The organism is Streptomyces sp. A18, from assembly GCF_059026065.1.
In genome coordinates, this window is the sequence record NZ_JBWLKL010000043.1 from 1 (window position 1) to 16,793 (window position 16,793).

Annotated in this window: 11 protein-coding genes; 1 reads left to right on the forward strand and 10 read right to left on the reverse strand. The window is 71.1% G+C overall.

Annotated elements, in window-relative coordinates:
- The 3 genes from AC5P1C_RS37220 to AC5P1C_RS37230 all read right to left on the reverse strand — a co-directional run.
- On the reverse strand, positions 1–3,731 hold a 3,731-nt coding region (locus AC5P1C_RS37220; RefSeq protein ID WP_493870392.1), incomplete at its 3' end, for a type I polyketide synthase.
- A gap of 166 nt (positions 3,732–3,897) precedes the next feature.
- Positions 3,898–5,532, reverse strand: coding sequence for an FAD-binding oxidoreductase (locus AC5P1C_RS37225; protein ID WP_493870393.1), 1,635 nt, complete (start codon positions 5,530–5,532; stop codon positions 3,898–3,900).
- A gap of 193 nt (positions 5,533–5,725) precedes the next feature.
- Positions 5,726–6,583: an NAD(P)H-binding protein gene (locus AC5P1C_RS37230; protein ID WP_493870394.1), complete on the reverse strand. Its 858-nt coding sequence runs from the start codon at positions 6,581–6,583 to the stop codon at positions 5,726–5,728.
- Between the two features lie 147 nt (positions 6,584–6,730).
- On the opposite strand from AC5P1C_RS37230, the gene AC5P1C_RS37235 reads away from it, so the two are divergent.
- Positions 6,731–7,480, forward strand: a complete 750-nt coding sequence (locus AC5P1C_RS37235) for an SDR family oxidoreductase (RefSeq protein ID WP_493870395.1) — start codon at positions 6,731–6,733, stop codon at positions 7,478–7,480.
- Between the two features lie 136 nt (positions 7,481–7,616).
- Here AC5P1C_RS37235 and AC5P1C_RS37240 read toward each other — a convergent pair whose 3' ends face one another.
- The 7 genes from AC5P1C_RS37240 to AC5P1C_RS37270 form a co-directional block, all read right to left on the reverse strand.
- Positions 7,617–9,245 carry an FAD-binding oxidoreductase gene (locus AC5P1C_RS37240; RefSeq protein ID WP_493870396.1) on the reverse strand — a complete coding sequence of 543 codons (1,629 nt, stop codon included), beginning with the start codon at positions 9,243–9,245 and terminating at the stop codon, positions 7,617–7,619.
- A 296-nt stretch (positions 9,246–9,541) separates the two neighbouring features.
- A complete protein-coding gene (locus AC5P1C_RS37245) occupies positions 9,542–11,104 on the reverse strand; it encodes an aspartate aminotransferase family protein (RefSeq protein ID WP_493870397.1) in 1,563 nt (520 codons plus the stop codon).
- 9 nt (positions 11,105–11,113) lie between these two features.
- Entirely contained in the window at positions 11,114–12,763 is a 1,650-nt protein-coding gene (locus AC5P1C_RS37250) for an MFS transporter (RefSeq protein ID WP_493870398.1), read from the reverse strand.
- A gap of 52 nt (positions 12,764–12,815) precedes the next feature.
- Entirely contained in the window at positions 12,816–13,670 is an 855-nt protein-coding gene (locus AC5P1C_RS37255) for an alpha/beta fold hydrolase (protein WP_493870399.1), read from the reverse strand.
- A complete protein-coding gene (locus AC5P1C_RS37260) occupies positions 13,667–14,989 on the reverse strand; it encodes an FAD-dependent oxidoreductase (RefSeq protein WP_493870400.1) in 1,323 nt (440 codons plus the stop codon). Before AC5P1C_RS37260 ends, AC5P1C_RS37255 begins: the two co-directional genes overlap by 4 nt.
- Before the next feature lie 249 nt (positions 14,990–15,238).
- Positions 15,239–15,934: a 4'-phosphopantetheinyl transferase family protein gene (locus AC5P1C_RS37265; RefSeq protein WP_493870401.1), complete on the reverse strand. Its 696-nt coding sequence runs from the start codon at positions 15,932–15,934 to the stop codon at positions 15,239–15,241.
- Positions 15,935–15,940: 6 nt separating this feature from the next.
- Positions 15,941–16,792 (reverse strand): metallophosphoesterase family protein, encoded by an 852-nt coding sequence (locus AC5P1C_RS37270; RefSeq protein ID WP_493870402.1) that lies wholly within the window; start codon positions 16,790–16,792, stop codon positions 15,941–15,943.
- Between the last annotated feature and the right edge of the window lies 1 nt (position 16,793).

Genomic DNA, 16,793 nt, shown 5'->3' on the forward strand with positions numbered 1-16,793 from the left:
GTACCACTCGCATCCGCCGAGAACGACCTGCACCGCCCATCCACCGAAAGACCCCGCTGCCGCGAGAACTCCACGAACATGCCGGGCGACGCCATCACGGTCGCGCCGCCCGCGAGGGCCAGATTCGTCTCGCCGGAGCGCAGCGACTGCACCGCCATGTGCAGCGCGACGAGCGACGACGAGCAGGCCGTGTCGACCGTCACCGCGGGTCCCACGAGGCCGAGTTGGTAGGCGATGCGCCCGGACATCACGCTGGGCGTGGAGCCGGTGAGGACGTTGCCCTGGACGGACTCGGGGGCGTCGTCCATGCGCGGCCCGTACTCCAGAGCGGTGGCGCCGACGAAGACGCCGGTGCGGCTGCCGCGCAGGGTGTGCGGGGCGACGCCGGCACGCTCGACGGCTTCCCACGCGGTCTCCAGGAGGAGCCGCTGCTGCGGGTCCATGGCACTGGCCTCGCGCGGCGAGATACCGAAGAACGCGGCGTCGAACTCGCCCGCGTCGTGCAGGAATCCGCCGTGGCGTACGGAGCTGCGGCCGGGCCGGTCCGGGTCAGGGTCGTAGAGGTCTTCGGGCCAACCGCGGTTCACGGGGAACTCGCTGATCGCGTCGGTGCCTTCGGCTACCAGGCGCCACAGGTCGTCGGGCGAGGCGATGCCGCCGGGGTAGCGGCAGGCCATGCCGACGATCGCGATCGGCTCCTGCGCGTCGACCGGGGCGGCCGCCCCCCTGTCGGCAAAAGCGGCGCTGGAGCCGAGGAGTTCGGCCTCGATGAAGGAGGTCAGGGCCTGCGGGGTGGGGTGGTCGAAGAGGAGTCCGCCGGGCAGTTTGAGACCGGTCGCCCGCGCGAGGGAGTCGCGCAGTTCGGTGGACATCAGCGAGCTGAAGCCCAGGTCCTTGAACGCGGAGTGCGCGGGAACCCGGTCGTCGGGCCCGTACTCGAGCACCTCCGCGATCAGGGTGTTGACCGCCTCGGCGACCGCACGGGTGCGGGCGAGCCCATCCAGCGCGGCGATACGGCGGCCGAACTCGCCCTGCGGGGAAAGCGTTCCGTCGGTCGCGACCGGGTCGGGCGCGGCTGCCGGGGCGAGTGGTGCGCGGCGGGTGCCGTCGAACCAGTACCGCTGACGCTGGAAGGCGTATGTGGGCAGCTCGACGGCGCCGGCGCCGGTGCCCGGGTCGCCGTACACCGCGGCCCAGTCGGTGGCCGCGCCGCGCACATATGCGGTAGCCAGGGCGCGCAGCGCGGAGCGGGGCTCGGCGCGGCCCGCGCGCAGTGCGGGCACGGCGACGACGGCCCGCTCGCCGTCCGGTGCGCGCAGGCAGGCCTCGGCGAGTGTCGTCAGGACGCCGTCGGGGCCGAGTTCCACGAGGGTGCCGGCGCCGGATGCCTCCAGGGTGCGCACGGCGTCGAGGAACCGGACGGGGCGGCGGACCTGCTCGACCCAGTAGCCGGGCGAGGTCAACTGGGCGTCGGTGGCGATCGCGCCGGTGACGGCGGAGACGACGGGGATACGGGCCGACGCGTAGCTCAGTTCATTCGCGGTCGCCCGGAAGGCGTCCAGCATGGCGTCCATGTGCGGGGAGTGGAAGGCGTGGCTGACGGTGAGCCGCTTGGTGCGGCGGCCGAGCCCGGCGAAGTGGGCGGCGACCCCTTCGGCGGCCGTCTCGTCGCCGGAGATCACCAGCGCGTCGGGGCCGTTGATCGCGGCGAGGGCGAGCCCGTCGGTGAGGTGTGCGGTGACCTCGTCCTCGGTGGCCTGGACGGCGATCATGGCGCCGCCCTCGGGCAGGGCCGCCATCAGGCGGGCCCGCGCGGCGACCAGCCGGGCGGCGTCGGGGAGTTCGAACACCCCGGCCACGTGGGCCGCGGCGAGTTCGCCGATGGAGTGTCCGGCGAGCGCGTCGGGTCGCAGTCCCCAGGACGTCATGAGGCGGAAGAGGGCGACCTCCACGGCGAACAGGGCGGGCTGGGTGAAGCCGGTGCGGTCCAGGCCGTCGCCGTCGGCGATCACCTCGGCGAGCGGCCGTTCCAGGAGCGGGTCGAGTTCGGCGGCGACGGCGTCGAAGGCGGCCGCGTACGCGGGAAACGCCTCGTACAACTCGCGTCCCATGCCTATGCGTTGGGCGCCCTGCCCGGTGAACAGAAAGGCCAGTGTGCCGGGTTGTACGGTGCCGCGCACCACGGACGGTCCTGTGCTGCCGTCGGCGAGGGAATGCAGCGCGGAGTGCAGTCCGTCCTGGTCGGCGGCGAGGGCGACGGCGCGGTGGTCGAAGGCCGTGCGGCGGGTGGCCAGGGCGAGGCCGACGGCCGCAGGCTGCTGTGCGGGCCGTGCGGCGGTGAACTCCCGCAGCCGATCGGCCTGTTCACGCAGGGCGCTGTCGGTGTGGCCCGAGACCACCCAGGGCAGCACGGGGGGCGCGGCGGCCTGCGGGGGCTCGTGGCGCTCGGGGGCCTCGGCGACGACGACGTGGCAGTTGGTGCCGCCCATACCGAAGGAGCTGACCCCGGCGACCAGTTGGTCGTCGGGGCGCGGCCAGTCGGTGAGCTCCCGTTGTACGGCGAGCCCGAGTTCGTCGAGGGGGATACGGGGGTTGGGGGTCGCGAAGTTGAGGCTCGCGGGCAGGGCGCGGTGGCGCAGGCCGAGCAGCGCCTTGATCAGTCCGGCGATGCCGGCGGCGCCCTCCAGGTGACCGATGTTGGTCTTGACCGAGCCGACCCGCAGTTCACTGCCTTCGCTGCGGCCGGCGCCCAGGGCAGCGCCGAGGGCGCGGGCCTCGACCGGGTCGCCGAGCGGGGTGCCGGTGCCGTGCAGTTCGACGTACTGCACTTCGTCGGGCGTGGTGCCCGCGTGCGCGTGGGCCTCGCGGATGACGGCCTCTTGGGCGGCGGCGCTGGGCACGGTGAGCCCGTCGGTGGTGCCGTCGTTGTTGACGGCGCTGCCGCGGATCACACCGTGGACACGGTCGCCGTCGGCGAGCGCCCGGTGCAGCGGCTTGAGGACGAGGACCCCGCCGCCCTCCCCGGGCACGAACCCGTTGGCGCGGGCGTCGAAGGTGTAGGTGGTGCCGTCGGGCGAGAGGGCGCCGAAGCGGGACTCGGTCACGAGGTTCTCGGCGAGCAGGTTGAGGTTCACGCCGATGGCGAGCGCGGCGTCGGACTCGCCGGAGCGCACGCTCTCGCAGGCCAGGTGGACGGCGACGAGCGAGGACGACTGGGCGGCGTCGACGGTGAGGCTGGGGCCCTGCAGCCCGAGGTGGTAGGAGACGCGGTTCGCGATGACGCCGCGGTTCACGCCCGTCATGGTGTGCTGGGTGACGGCGTCGGTGCCGTGCAGGTAGAGCAGGCTCGTGTAGTCGTCGCGCAGGGTGCCGACGAACACGGCGGTACGGCTGCCGCGCAGTGCGGCGGGCGGCAGCGCCGCGTCCTCCAGTGCCTCCCAGGCGAGTTCGAGGGCGAGGCGCTGTTGCGGGTCCATCGCGGCGGCCTCGCGGGGCGAGACGTGGAAGAAGGGCGCGTCGAAGTCGGCAACCGCGTCGAGGAATCCGCCACGCCCCGCGCCCGCGTCCGCGCCGGACGGGCGCCCGTCCGGCGCGGGGGTGATGGCGCTGCGGCCCTCGGCGAGCAACTGCCAGTAGGCGACCGGGTCGGGCGCTTTGGGAAAACGGCACGCCATCCCGATGACGGCGATCGGCTCATGCGGTCCACCGAGCGTGTCGGCGTCGGCAGTCATGGTGTCGTGCGCGTTCCTCGCCACGTCGTGTGCCCTCTCCCCTACTGCGTTTCTTCAATGGTTCGAGACTTATCTGTTCCGTTTTCGACCGTACCGACCGCTGATTTCCCACCTCCCAATGCCCGATCACAGAGCGGTAATCGGGCGGGCACCGGGAGAAGCGGAATTACGGCAGCCGAATTCCGAGGCGGTGGCTGAAGACGTCGCGCGGGTCCCATGCCGCCTTCACCCGCTGCAGGCGCGGGTAGTTGTCCTTGAAGTACAGCTCGGTCCAGGGGATGCCGGAGGTGTTGAGGGCCGGGTCGGCCATGTCCGCGTCGGCGTAGTTGATGTAGCAGCCGTCGTTGACGCCGCCGGGCCGCGGCACGCCGCCGGTCGCGGCGTAGACGTCCTGATAAGTGGTGCGGACCCATGCGTCGTGGAGCGCGTCGTCGGCCGGGTCGGTCCACAGGGGGCAGAACAGCAGCTTCGCGAAGGAGTCCCGCTGGGCGACGACGGTGTCGCCGGGCGCCGCCTCGCTGATCTTTCCGCCGTAGCTGACGAAGAAGATCATGCCGTACGGGCCGGGGTAGTCGGCGCGAGTCAGCGCCCGGTACACGGCCTTCAGCTGGGCGTTGGGCATCACCTTTCGTACGTACGCCGACTTGGCCTTCCAGCGGGGCACGGACGCCTCGACCATGCCGGACCATTCGGTGACGGCGTACAGCCACGGTGCCCGGTAGCGGTCCCCGACGTGGTACTTCACGCCGGTGCCCTTGCTGATGGCGGCGAGGTAGTCGTCGAGCAGCCGCTCCGCGTCCGGCACCGAGGTGGCGTCGACGGTGGTGCTCATGCGGAACGAACCGGCCGCCTTGTGCGTGGTTTTGAGCTGGGTGTAGAGGAACCGGCCCGGTGAGTCGGGCGCCGAGTTCTGCGCGTGCCACTCGTTGAAGTTGCGCAGGAGGCGCGTGAAGCTCCGCTCGTCGAGGTCGCTCCAGGACCAGCTGACGTCGGAGAGCAGCACCTCGGCGGGCGGCTTGGGCAGCAGCCGCGCCGGGTCGTCGCCCTCGGCGCCGGGCGAGCGCAGCCAGTAGCGGGTGATGACACCGAAGTTGCCGCCGCCCGCGCCGGTGTGGGCCCACCACAGCTCACGGTGGGGGTCGTCGACGTCGCGGGTGGCCACCACTTTGCGGGCGCGCCCCCGCTCGTCGACATGGACGACCTCGACGGCGTACAGGTGGTCGACGGTGAGGCCCCGCGAGCGGGACAGCGCGCCGTAGCCGCCGCCGACGATGTGGCCGCCGGCGCCGACGGTCGGGCAGGTCCCGCCGGGCAGCGATACGCCCCAGCGTTTGTAGAGGGTGCGGTACACGGTGCCGAGCAGCGCGCCGGGCCCGACGGATATGGCGCGCATCTGCGGGTCGTAGTCGATCTGGTCGAGTCCCGCCATGTCGATGACCACGCGGACACCGGAGTTGGCGACGAAGTCCTCGTCGCAGTGGCCGCCGCTGCGGACGGCGACCTTCAGGCCCTTGTCGACAGCTTCCTGCACGGCGGCCACGACCTGTTCCGCGGAGCTGACGACGCGTATGTAGTCGGGCTTGCCGACCCAGCGCTGGTTGGAGCCCGATATCAGGCCCAGGTACCGCGGATCATCCGGTGTGACGTGGACCGGGGCGGGGGCCGCGGCGGCACTCCCGGCTCCGGGCGCGGTGGGTGTGGCCGCTGCCGTCGCGGCCGTGCCAAGGGTCGCGGGTGCCGCCACGGCGCCACCGGTCACCGCGGCGCGTTTGAGCAGGCCCCGGCGGGAGAATTCGGTCATGACCGCGTACCTCCATGAGACATGAGGAGTGGGAGGGGCGACGGCGGCGCGGGCCGCCCTGTCGCTCCGTACGCGGACGATTCCAGCCAGGTCCCTTCGGCCGGTAACCCGCCGTCAACACGGGCTCCGGCCGGTCAAGACCGTGGGATGGGCGGCGGAAGGGATTCCGCCGCCCACGGTCCCCGGTGGGGTGTCAGACCTTCCAGGCGCCCTTGGCGGCGGCGGAGTCCACGAAGTCGGCGAAGGCGCGCGGTGCGCGGCCCAGTGCCTGCCGCACGCCGTCGGAGACCTTGCGCTCCTGGCCCGACTCGACCGGTCGCAGGGCCGCGGCCCACAGCTCGGCGTCCACTGCCTCGACGCCGCCCGCGGTGAGCTCCGCGACGAATTCCGCCACGGTCAGGGCCGTGTAGCGGGCGCTCCTGCCGGTGGCGCCCTCGATCAGAGCGAGCGCTTCGGAGATGGTCACGGGGGCGGGCCCGGACAGTTCGTAGATGCGCTCCGCGTGGCCGTCATCGGTGAGCGCGGCGGCCGCGACCTCGGCGATGTCCTCCACGTCGATCCAGCTGGCCGCGCCGTCACCGGCCGGCAGGCGCACCTCGCCGGCGAGGACGTAGTCGTTGAAGAGGCCCTCGTCGAAGTTCTGCGCGAACCAGCCCGGGCGCAGCACGGTCCAGGCAAGTCCGGATGCGCGTACGGCCCTCTCGGCCGCGAGGAAGCCCTCGCTGGTGGCATTGGACTCGCCGTAGTAGCCGGGGATGTCGACACCGCGCGCGGACAGCAGCACCAGGCGCCGGACGCCGGCGGCCACGGCCCGCTCCACGAAGGCGGGCAGGAGTCCCGCGGGGCCGCCGTCGAGCTGGACGACGTACACCCCTGACACACCGTCGAGGGCCGGTCCCCAGGTGCTGTCGTCGAGCCAGTCGAAGCGCTCGGCGCCCGTGCCGGAGCGGGAGGCCGCACGGGCGGGAACTCCTCGCTCGGTGAGCCGGCGCACGACGCGGCTGCCGGTCTTTCCCGTGGCGCCGATTACAAGAACGGTTGGTGTCGTCATGGTGGGGAGCATAGGTGCCCAACTGCCGTGCTCAGAGGGCCGGTTAACGGCCAGTGGGTGCGTCGTGAGGGCGCCCGGGCACCATCGGATGCGCGACCTCGTTGTCCGCGGTCGCCCTGCTCGACATGACGAATTGGGAGTTCCCGCATGACTGCCCTCACGAACAAGACAGCACTGGTGACCGGTGGCAGCCGGGGCATCGGGCGTGCCATCGCGCTGCGGCTGGCCAAGGAAGGCGCCCGCGTCGGCGTGCACTACGCCTCCAACGAGACGGCTGCCTCAGAGACCGTCGCCGCGATCGAGGCCGCCGGTGGCAGCGCCTTCTCCTTCGCCGCCGAGCTGGGTGTGCCCGGTGACGCCGACGCGCTGTGGAAGGCGTTCGACGAGCGCGCGGACGGCCTCGACATCCTCGTCAACAACGCCGGCCACCTGGCCCACGGCACGATCAGCGACGTCTCCGAGGGCGACTACGACAAGGTCTTCGCCATCAATGCCAAGGCCCCGTTCTTCATCATCCAGAAGGGCCTGGAACGGCTGCGCGACGGCGGCCGGATCATCAACATCTCATCCGGTGTCACCAAGGTCGCCTTCCCCGGCATGACGTCGTACGCCGCGTCCAAGGGCGCGGTCGAGGTGCTGACGCTGACGCTCGCGCAGACCCTCGGTGAGCGCGGGATCACCGTGAACGCGGTCTCCCCCGGCACCATCGAGACCGACCTCCACCCGTGGATGGCGGACCCGGACGCCAAAGCGGGGGCGGCCAAGTTCTCCGTGTTCAACCGGGTCGGCCAGCCCACCGACGTCGCGGACGTCGTCGCGTTCCTCGCCTCGGACGACGCGCGCTGGGTGACCGGCCAGAACCTCGACGCGAGCGGCGGTTCCGGTCTCGGCATCTGACCGCGCGCACAGCGGGAACGGCCAGGACGCTGCCCCAACCGGGCATGAACGAACGTCGCTTCCTCCACCACGGTCGCGGTGGGGGAAGCGACGTTCGTCATGCCGTGCGACGGCGTACCCTGCGGCTCGTGGCCGGTCAGGACGACTTGATGCCGAGGCCGTGGGTGAACAGGTTCTTCGGGTCCCACTTGGCCTTGGCCGCCTGCAGCCGGGGGTAACCGTCCTTGAAGTACAGGGTGCTCCAGGCGATCCCCGAGGTGTTCAGGGCCGGGTCGGCGAGGTCCGCGTCGGCGTAGTTGATGAACGCGCCGTCGTTGACACCGCCCGGACGCGGCACCCCGCCGGTGGCCGCGAACACATCGCGGTAGAACTCACGGCTCCACTTGAGGTTCTCCGCGTCCTCGGCAGCGGTGGCCCACAGGTTGACGAAGAGCATCTTGATGATCGAGTCGCGCTGCGGGGACGCGGTGTCCGCGGGCGCGAGCTTGTTGGCGGCACCGCCGTAGCCGACCATCTCGACCATGGCGGCCGGATTGTTGAAGTCACTGCGGGTCAAGTGGCGCCAGAAGGCCTTGATCTGGGCGTCGGGCATGGTCTTGCGCAGATAGGCCGACTTGGCCTTGAAGCGGCCCTTGCCCTCGAGGCCTGCGCCGATGCCCGGCCAGTTGAGGACGTTGTCCAGCCAGTCCACCCGCTTGCGGTCGTCGACGCGGTACGTCAGGCCGGTACCGGCCACCATCGCGGCCAGGTAGGCGTCGAGCAGCTTGTCGGCGTCGGGGGCGCTCGCGTCGATCTGCGTGCTCATCGCGAACTCGCCGTAGGAGCGGTGCCGCGGCTTGAAAGCGCTCCACAGCTTCGCGTACGGCGAATCGGCGGCGCAGTTGGCCGCGTGCCAGCGCGTGAAGTTGCGGAGGAGGCCGGTGAAGGCGGCCTCGGTCATGCCGTTCCAGGAGAAGGCGATCTCCGAGACGATCAGCTTTTTCGGAGCCTTGGGCAGGAGCCCGGCGGGGTCGGTGCCGGTGGCACCGAGGGCGCGGAACCAGTAGCGGGTGACGATTCCGTAGTTGCCGCCGCCGGCGCCGGTGTGGGCCCACCACAGCTCGCGGTTGGGGTCATTCGTCTCGCGGGTGGCGACGGTCGTGCGCACCGTCCCGGCGCGGTCCACGGTCACGATCTCGATGGCGTACAGATGGTCCACGCTCACGCCGTGCGAGCGGACCAGGGGGCCGTATCCGGCTCCTGCTATGTGGCCGCCGAGCGCCACCGTCGGGCAGGTGCCGCCGGGCAGCGTGACGCCCCAGTTGTCGTACAGGTGCTTGTAGACGCCGCCCAGTTGGGCTCCTGGCTGCGCGGCGATGGCGCGGTGGGTGCTGTCGTAGCCGATGTCCTTCATGGCCGAGATGTCGATGAGGACACGGACGCCGCGGTGGCTCGTGAAGTCCTCGTAGCAGTGGCCGCCGCTGCGGACCGCGAAGCGCAGGCCCTTGGCGAGGGTCTCGCGGACGGCCTGGGCGACCTGGGCGGTGCTGGAGGCGACGAGGATGTAGTCGGGGGTGCCGACCCAGCGGGCATTGGCCCCGGTGACCAGCTCGTCGTATCGCGGGTCGGTCGGCGTCACGGTGATCAGTTCCGGCCCGGCGATCGTCTCGGCCGCGCTGCGCTCGGCGAGGAACGGCGCGCCCGCCCAGCCGCCGAGCGCGAGCGCCGTACCGCCGACCGCGATGCTGCTCTTCTTCATGAATACCCGGCGAGAATGATGGCTCATTACCATTACCTCCATGAGGCTCGGATTCCAGAAACGTTTACGCATGGGGGATGGAATGCGGACCGAGCGGGTAGACAAAGAGAGGAATTGCCCCCGTCGCGCCGGGCATTGGCGCGTTCTTACCCCCGTGGCTCGCAACGACACCGGACCGTACCGGCCAGAATTCACAGCGGGCTCATCACGCGCTAATTCCGTTTGTGGAGGACCGCCGGGAGCACCACGAAGCTCCGTTGCGGTAAGGCGACTCGGGACAGTCGCCTTACCGCAACGGAGCTTCGTGGTAGTGGGGCCAGGCCTCAGGTGAGGGGGGCGAACGCCTCGCCGTCCGTGTCCCGGATGACGGCGCAGACATCGCGCAGCGCCGCCTCAAGCCGGTCGATCTCCTCGTCCGTCACGTATACGGACGGCTCGAAGCGCAGGGTGTTGACCGCGCTCGACGTCGGGAAGACGCGGATGCTGTGCGCCCGCAGGATGTGTCCGGCGACGTAGTAGCCGAAGTACCCGGTCGCGACGGCCTGACGCAGCGCCTCCCCCGGCGCGCGGGCCTGGTCGTGGAACTCCAGGCCGAGCATCAGACCCCGGCCCCGCACGTCCTTGACCACGCCGGGGAAGTCGGCCCGGACCGAGTGCAGCATGGCGAGCAGCCGCTCGCCGCGCTCGGCCGCCCGCCGGTAGACCGCGCCGTCGTCCGCCTCCAGGATGTCCAGAACCTTGTGCGCGATGAGGCAGGAGAAGCTGTCCTTGGCGAAGGTCGAGCTGTGCGACAGTTCGAACTCGGGGCCCCGGTACAGCGGTTTGCGCACCAGCATGACCCCGGCCTTGGCGATGCCGCCGCCCAGGCTCTTGGCCAGCGTGTAGTAGTCGCCGCGCAGGCCGATGCGGGTGGCCGCGAGGAAGGATCCGGTGCGGCCCATGCCGCTCTGGATCTCGTCGACCACCACCGGGATGGAGCGCTCCGCGCAGACCTCCTGCACCTCACGCGCAAACTCCCGGCTCAGCTCGTGGATGCCGCCCTCGCCCAGGACCGGCTCCAGGACGAAGGCCACGAGCAGCGGGAAGTCACGCTCCGCGAGGCGTACTTGACCGTCTTCCACGGTCGGTACGAGCAGCTGGGCGCGCTCCTCGTCGATGACTTTGCGCAGGGTGCCGGGCCGGTCGCGCGCCACGAACCGGGCCTGGGCGGCGAGGGCCCGATACGGCAGGCGGTAGTGCGGGTCGTCGGTCAGCTGCACGCTGCCGGCGAGCTTGCCGTGGTAGGCGCCCTCGGGGGCGAGGTACAGCGGCGGGCGGGCCAGTTGCGCCGCGTTGTGCCCGCGTACCTCGGTGACGAGCGCGTCGATCGAAGCCGCGAGGGCCGCGGGCACCGTGGCGGTGCCCGCAGCGACCCGGGCCACCACCTCCGTCAGCTGTCCGTCGATCTCATCGGTCAGCTCCGCAAGGCGCAGTCCGCGGTCGAGTTCAGCGTGTTTCATGGCCGCCTCGACGGCCTCCGCCCCGCTGTTGGCGAAGATCGCGTAGAACTCTTCGTCGTCGCATCGCTCGCGCCGCAGGACGCGGTTGAGCGCGGCCGCCAGGTCGCCTGCGTAGGGATGCCGGGAGAACTGGGCGTGTGCGGGGGTCTGTTCGTCGAGGAGTCGCTTGGCGTACGCGGTGATCTCGGGGTTGTTGTGCCCGAGCATCAGTGAGCCGTAGCCGCCGACGTAGTCGAGAACGGCGACCTCTTCGCCGTTCTCGCCACGTCGGTAGAGGGTGTTGCCCACGCCGCGTACGTACTCGACGTCCAGGCCGCAGGCGGCCAGCTCGGCGAGGATGAACGGCTCGGACAACTTCACTGCGGCGATCGTCTGTTCGGCGCCCATGCGGCCCTCTCAGGCCTGTCGGCCGGCCGGCTCGGCGGCCTCCGCGACCGCGGCTGCCCGGGCCGCTTCGACGGTGTCGGCGGGCGGCGGCCCGACGGTGTCGTCGGGCTCGGCGGGGGCGGCCGTGCCGATGGCGGGGATGCCCCGCAGCAGCGTGAGCACCACCACGGCCGTGAGCACCGCGATGCCGGCGCTGACCCAGGCCGTCGCGTGGAAGCCGGCCGTGAAGGCGTCGCGGGCCGCGGCGAGCAGTTCGTCACCGGGGCCCGAACTCAGCTTCTCCGCGGCGGCGGTCGCGCCTCCGACGCTGTCCCGCGTGGCCTCCGCGGCCTCGGCCGTGATGCCCGCGGGCGCGGTGTCGGCGACCTCGCCGCGGTAGACGGCTACGGCGACGCTGCCGGTGCCTGCGATACCGAGGGCCAGGCCGAGGTCGTACGCGGTCTGACCGGTGGCGGCGGCCGAACCGGCCTTCTCCGGCGGGGCCGCGCCGACCGCGAGGGCGGTGCCGAGCACGCTGATCGGGGCCACCCCGAACATGATGACGGTGAGGCCCATGGCGGCCGGGACGATGCCGTCCTTGTCGGGGCCTGCTTGCGCACTCAGCCAGAAGCCGACCAGGGTGATCACCAGGCCGCCCGCGATGACGAGGGCGGGCCGCGTCCGCCTGGCCAGGACCGGCGTCAGCTGCGAGCCCACGATGAGCCCGGCCGCGCCCGGGAGGAGCCATACACCGGCCATCAGCGGGCTGAGTTCACCGGCGACCAGGAGGTACTGCGGCACCAGGTACTCGACGCCGTTGAGCGCCATCATGCCGAACAGGAGCGTGAGCAGCGCGCCCGTGAAGGCCCGGTTGCGGAAGAAGCGCATGTCGAGGAACGGCGACTCCAGGTGGTTCTGCCGGCGTACGAACACCAACGCGATCACGACACCGATCACCATCGCGGCAATGTTCGCGAGGGACGCGCCGTGCTCCGCGGTCTTCTTGATGCCGTACACGATCGGCAGGATCGCGGCGAGGAAGAGGACGACGCTGGCGAGGTCGAGGCGCCCCGGGTTCGGGTCGCGGTACTCGGGCAGCAGCACGGGCGCGAGGAGCAGCGGCACCAGCATCACCGGCACGCCCATCAGGAACACCGAGCCCCACCACCAGAATTCGAGCAGCACACCGCCGACGACGGGGCCGATGGCGACGCCGAGGGAGAGCGAGGTGACCCACATGGCGATGGCCGTGGCCCGCTGCTTGGCGTCCTCGAACATGTGGCTGATGAGGGAGAGCGTCGAGGGCAGTACGGCCGCGCCCGCGATGCCGAGCAGCGCGCGGGCCGCGATGAGCATCCCGGGGCTGACCGCATAGGCGGCGAGCAGCGAGGAGGCGATGACACCGAGGGCGCCGAAGATCAGCATCCGGCGGCGGCCGATCCGGTCACCGAGTGTGCCCATGACCACCAGGAAGCCGGCGGTCATGAAGCCGTACATGTCGGTGGTCCACAGCACCTCGGAGCTGGTGGGCTGCAGGTCGGCGGAGAGATACGGCGTCGCCAGCCAGAGCACACCGAGGTCGGCGGTCATCAGGGTGACCGGGAGCAGGAGCACGATCAGGCCGAACCACTGCCGAGGGCCGGCGCGCAACCCCACCGCGGAGGAGGTGTTGGAGGACATGGGGGTTTCCCTTTCTTGATGTGGCCGCACAGCCGGTTCTCGAGGTGACGGCTCAGCCGGAATGGGTGCGGATGCGGTCGAGGATCTCGGCGGCCACCGTCCGCGGGTCCTGTTGTGGCTGCCAGTGCGAGGTCTCCTCGAGCGTCACGAACCGGTAGGGCCCGGTGACGTACTGCGCGGTCCGCTCGGCGGCCAGTTCGCTGACGGCCGGGTCGGTGCGGCTGTAGACGAAGGTGGTGGGCACAGCGACCGGGCCGAAGCCGAAGAAGTCGGCGACCAGGTCGTTGGCCCGGTACCAGTTCAGGGCCGCGTCGAGCGTGCCCGGACGGGTGTGGGTGGTGACGTAGCGCTCGATCTGGGCGTCGGTGAGGATGCCGTCACCGAGTTGCGTGAACCAGTTGTGCAGTTCGGTGGCGCCGTCGGCCAGGAAGTGGTCGGCCGCTCCGGGTGACATCAGGAACTTCACGTAGGTGGAGCTGCGTTGCTGCTCCTCGTCGACGCGGTAGGCGACCTGGTAGGCGTCCATGTGCGGGATGGCGAGAGCGGTGAGCGTGCGTACCCGATCGGGGTGTTTGGCGGCGAGCCACCAGGCCACGATGGCGCCCCAGTCGTGGCCGACGACGTGGGCGGTCTCGATGCCGAGGGCGTCGAGGATGCCGAGCGCGTCGGCGGCCAGGTGCTGAAGGCCGTAGGCGGGCACGTCGGTGGGACGGGCGCCCGGCGAGTAGCCGCGCTGGTCGGGTGCGACGGTGCGCAGGCCGGCCTGGTGCAGGAGCGGCGCGGTCTCGGTCCAGGACTCCTTGTTGTGCGGGAAGCCGTGCAGGAGCAGCACCGGTTCACCGTCGCCCGGCCCGTCCACCTCGACGTCGAACTCCAGGACGTCCAGCTTGATCTGATGGGTCGTCATTTCTGGACCGTCCCGGCCAGGACGGCCTCGATCTCGGGGGTGTGCAGGACGGAGGGCGGATCGACGAGGCCGATCACGCGACAGTAGGCGCGGGCAACGGCGGCGTCGCGGGAAGCGGCCTCCTGCACCTGTGCGATGAAGGCGTGCGCCTGCAGCACCTCTTCGGTGCGCTCACCCTCGACCTCGGGGAAGCTGAGGTCGGCTCCGACCGCCATCTCCCAGCAGCCGTCGATGGCGTCCTGGGCGAGGTCCTTGAAGTACGGGATGGGGTCGGGCCTGTGAGTGTCGGCGAGGTGGCGGCGCAGCACCAGGGAGCCGAGCGCGGCGACGGTCATGCCCTGGGCGTAGCTCGGGTTGAAGCTGCAGACGGCGTCGCCGATGACGAGCAGCCCGGCCGGGAAGTCGGTCATGCGCTGGTAGTGGCGGCGCTGGTTGGCCGGGAACTTGTAGGCGACCGGGTCGTCGATCGGCTCTGCGACCTGGAGCACTTCGTGGATGTCGGGGGCGGCCAGGGACTTGATGAAGTCGTGGAAGCCCTCGGGGTCGGTGGGCGGGTGGTCGCCGAGGATGCCGTAGGCCGTGACGATGGCGCGGCCGCCCTCGATCTTCTGGCAGATCGCGCCGCGCGGAACTACGGCGGAGGCGACGGTGTTGATGGAGATATTGCCCTCGAACGCCTCGTCCGGAATCCGGTAGAAGCGGGTGGTGTAGCCGAGGCCGATCTTGTGCTTCTCCTCGGGGACCGCCTCGTAGCCGAACTCCTGCAGCCATACGGGGGTGCGCGAGCCGCGCCCGGTGGCGTCCACGACCAGGTCGGCGTGGACGGTCTCCTCGGTGCCGTCGCGGCGGACGACGACACCGGTGACGGTGCGGCGGTCCTCGCAGGTCTCCAGGCGCAGGATGTCGGTCTGCTGAAGGAGGCTGATCTCGGGCAGCGCGAGGACGCGCTCGCGCACATGCCGCTCCAGGAGGGGGCGGCTGAGGGTGAGCACCATCAGGTCGGAGGCGGTCTTGTGCAGCCGCTTGCCGTTCATGATCCAGCGGACGTCGTCGGCGACGTCACCGCTCTGTGCGCCGGCGCGCTTGAGCTCCTCGGTGATGCCGGGGAAGTACTCCTCGGCGATCTGCTGGCCGCGGGCGAGCAGCCCGTGCAGATGGCCCCCCTGGGGCAGGCCGCGACGCAGGTCGTCCGGGCCGGTCAGTTCGTCACGGTCGACGACGACCACTTCCGCGAAGGTCTCGGAGAGGGCACGGGCGCAGAAGAGCCCCGCCAGACTGCCGCCGAGTATGATCACGCGCCCTTCGCGTTGCCTGGTCATAGTGGTCATCTCTCCTCGGTTTCGCACTGCGCGCCGCGACGGCACCGGCGCGGTGAACGGGAAGGTGAAATAGGAAGGTGCAAGGGGCAGCGGGAGGGCACTGTCACCACCGCGTGCGCCCGTATCGACGTTAAGGGCGGCTGTTCCATCGCCCGCCCATTGCACGGCAATGCGGGGGTCATCGAGCGGTGGCCTCGCCTCGCGGGCGGGCGCGGGTGCGGGTCGGCACGGCGTGAGCGTGGGCGCGGGTCAGCGCAGCGCGGCCGCCCGCCAGTCGGTGAGCGCCGTCTGCGCGGCCACTGGCAGACGCCGGGCGACGACGGTGAGGAGGAGACCGTCGTGGTGTGCCCAGCGGCCTTCCGCCCGGGTGATCTGGGGGGCGTGCGGACAGTGCAGGGCGGCGGTGAAGACGGGGCTGTCGGCGCTGAAGGAGATGACCGCGTCGCCGAAGTCGGGGCGCTGCCCGGTGAGCGGGTACCAGCTCTTGTAGATGGCTTCCTTCATCGAGAACAGCAGCCGGTCCCAGTGGATTTCGGGCTCGGTCCGCGAGCAGCGCTTGATGAGGTCGAGCTCCTCGCGGATGGCGATGGACTCCAAGACGCCTTCGGGCAGCGGGCCGTTGGTCTCGGCGTCGATGCCGAGCGTGTTCACGACGGAGGTGCGGGCGAGGGCCACGGCGCGGTAGCCGTTGCAGTGGGTCATGCTGCCGATGACGCCGTCGGGCCAGCGGGGCGCGCCGTGCTGGTCGGGCAGGACGGGCCCCGGCGGGAGGCCGAGGCGGGCGAGCGCACGGCGCGCGCAGGTCCGCACGGTGGTGAACTCGTCGCGCCGCTTGTCGACGGCGTTCTTCACGAGTTCGGCTTCTGCCGGGTACAGCGGCGCGTCGGGCAGGTCGCGGGTGGCCTCCTCCGCGACGACGCCGGGCGGGAGTATGTCCTGGATCATGACTGGTCAGCCTTCGGTGCGGTGGTCGGGGAGGATGTGGCGCAGTCCGGGACTGGGGTGGCCGGGGCGGCGCCATTCGCGCGGATAGCCCACGGACACCTCCTCGAAGCGCACTCCGTCGTGCCAGGTGACCCTGGGTATGTGGAGGTGCCCGTAGACCACGGCGCGGGCGCGGAAGCGCCGGTGCCAGTCCGCGGTGCGTACGGTGCCGCACCACTGCGCGAACTCGGGGTGGTGAAGGATGTCGGTGACCTCCCGGACCAGGGGGAAGTGGTTGACGAGCACCGTGGGCAGCTCCGGGTCGAGGGCGGAAAGGCGCCGCTCGGTCTCCTCGGTCCGTGCCTCGCACCATGCTTCGCGGCTCGGGTAGGGGGCCGGGTCGAGGAAGAACTCGTCGGTGCACACCACGCCCTTGTCGTACGCGACGGCCAGGGACTCCTCCTTGGTCGTGGTGCCGGGGGCGCGGAACGTGTAGTCGTACAGGACGAACAGGGGCGCCACGGCCACGGGGCCGCCGGGCCCTTCCCACACCGGGTAGTCGCACTCGGGCGTGTGCACGCCGAGGCCGCGGCACAGTTCGACGAGGAGGTCGTAGCGGGCCTGGCCGCGCAGCTGGATCGGGTCGTCGCGGGGCGTCCACAGCTCGTGGTTGCCCGGGGCCCAGATGACCTTGGCGAAGCGGTTGCTGAGCATTTCGAGTACGGAGGCGATGTCGTCGTACATCTCGCCCACGTCGCCCGCGACGATCAGCCAGTCGTCGTCGCTCGTGGGGCGCAGCCCTTCGGCGAACTTCCGGTTGTCCTCGTACACGACGTGCAGATCGCTGATGGCGAGGAGGCTGCTCCGGGACCGGCTCATG

Coding starts and splice junctions, on each gene's coding strand:
- AC5P1C_RS37255 (WP_493870399.1), bottom strand. CDS start 13,670: ATGACGACCCATCAGATCAAGCTGGACGTCCTGGAGTTCGACGTCGAG.
- AC5P1C_RS37235 (WP_493870395.1), top strand. CDS start 6,731: ATGACTGCCCTCACGAACAAGACAGCACTGGTGACCGGTGGCAGCCGG.
- AC5P1C_RS37265 (WP_493870401.1), bottom strand. CDS start 15,934: ATGATCCAGGACATACTCCCGCCCGGCGTCGTCGCGGAGGAGGCCACC.
- AC5P1C_RS37270 (WP_493870402.1), bottom strand. CDS start 16,792: ATGAGCCGGTCCCGGAGCAGCCTCCTCGCCATCAGCGATCTGCACGTC.
- AC5P1C_RS37260 (WP_493870400.1), bottom strand. CDS start 14,989: ATGACCAGGCAACGCGAAGGGCGCGTGATCATACTCGGCGGCAGTCTG.
- AC5P1C_RS37250 (WP_493870398.1), bottom strand. CDS start 12,763: ATGTCCTCCAACACCTCCTCCGCGGTGGGGTTGCGCGCCGGCCCTCGG.
- AC5P1C_RS37225 (WP_493870393.1), bottom strand. CDS start 5,532: ATGACCGAATTCTCCCGCCGGGGCCTGCTCAAACGCGCCGCGGTGACC.
- AC5P1C_RS37230 (WP_493870394.1), bottom strand. CDS start 6,583: ATGACGACACCAACCGTTCTTGTAATCGGCGCCACGGGAAAGACCGGC.
- AC5P1C_RS37245 (WP_493870397.1), bottom strand. CDS start 11,104: ATGGGCGCCGAACAGACGATCGCCGCAGTGAAGTTGTCCGAGCCGTTC.
- AC5P1C_RS37240 (WP_493870396.1), bottom strand. CDS start 9,245: ATGAGCCATCATTCTCGCCGGGTATTCATGAAGAAGAGCAGCATCGCG.